This is a genomic window from Streptomyces sp. WM6386, from assembly GCF_000972385.1.
Lineage (GTDB): Bacteria > Actinomycetota > Actinomycetes > Streptomycetales > Streptomycetaceae > Streptomyces.
In genome coordinates this window covers 1-1,173 of the sequence record NZ_JXTE01000201.1, presented here as the reverse complement: position 1 = coordinate 1,173, position 1,173 = coordinate 1, and the positions used below count along the sequence as shown (strand labels likewise).

Annotated in this window: 2 protein-coding genes; both read right to left on the bottom strand. The window is 69.1% G+C overall.

What is annotated here, in order from left to right:
- Positions 1–405 (bottom strand): FAD-dependent monooxygenase (locus tag TN53_RS40730; RefSeq protein ID WP_046263923.1); only part of this gene is annotated, 405 nt, incomplete at its 3' end.
- A 32-nt stretch (positions 406–437) separates the two neighbouring features.
- Positions 438–1,173 (bottom strand): hypothetical protein (locus tag TN53_RS40725; RefSeq protein WP_046263922.1); only part of this gene is annotated, 736 nt, incomplete at its 5' end.

The following is a 1,173-nucleotide window of genomic DNA, read 5'->3' as shown; positions in this document are numbered from 1 at the left end:
GGCGACGGTGATCTCGACGTGGTCGCCCTTCTCGTCGAGGTCGAGGAACTCCCAGCCGCGCCGGATGTCCGCCTCCAGCGAGATCGCCCACCGCTCCAGGACGTCCTCGGTGTGCGACTGCGGAACACCGCGCGCCCCGAAGTGGGCGTCCTGAAGGACGGTGTAGTCGAACTGCACGCCGCCGAAGTGGCCCATGGGGGCCTTCTCCAGGTTCCCGAACCACGGCAGCAGGCCGCGCTGTTCGAAGACCTCCATGGCGCGTGCGGTGAAGCCGAGCCCGCGGGACTGACCGGTGGGCTGCTCCAGGCGTTCCACCACGACGACGTGGGCGCCGCCCAGGCGCAGTTCCCCGGCGAGCATCAGACCGGTCGGGCCGGCCCCGACGATGATGACGTCGGCGTCCATGGTCTCTCCTCTCCCCTACTCGTGAGTGCTGGTCAGCCGAACAGTCCGGCGATGTGCTCCGGCGCCTTGGTACGGCCCCATTCCAGGGCCTGGCCGAGCAGTTCCGGCGTCGCCTCGAAGCACTTGTTGTCCGGGTCGCCGAGCGCGAACGGCTCCGGCAGGAACTTGGACTCCCGCAACTGCTCGAAGAGCAGCTCGGCGGCCTCGCCCGGCTCCAGTCCCCCGGCCTCGACGGCCTGGCAGGTGCTGCGGGTCAAGGTGAGCAGGGAGCTGATGTCCTCGCCGACCGGCGCGGGCAGACCGGGGGTGGTGGTGTGCTCCAGGTCTTTGAGGATCTGCTCGTCGCGGTTCTCCATGAAGCGGCGGTACGCCCGCTCGACGGTCATCGTCGGCATGATGCTGGTCGACTCCCACACCCGGGTGACCGCGTTCCACAGGTCGTAGTGCTTGAAGCCGACGAAGGAGCTGTAGACGAGGTCGTCGTGGACGTCGTACAGGCCCTGCTGGAGCCGGTCGATGTACTCGAAGCGCTCGGTGGACCAGTCGCCGTCACGGGACGCTTCGATCAGGCGCCAGGCCAGGGAGTTGACGACCTCCAGGGTGTTGGTCAGGCCGCGCGAGTACAGCGCGTCGATGAAGCCGGCGGCGTGCGCGGTCAGGCAGTACCGCTCGCCGACCGTGCTGGAGGAGGAGTACTGCAGGCGGCCCGTGGCCACCCAGGGGCGGACCGCGCGGGCGTCGGTGAACTGCTCGGCGATCTGCGGGAAG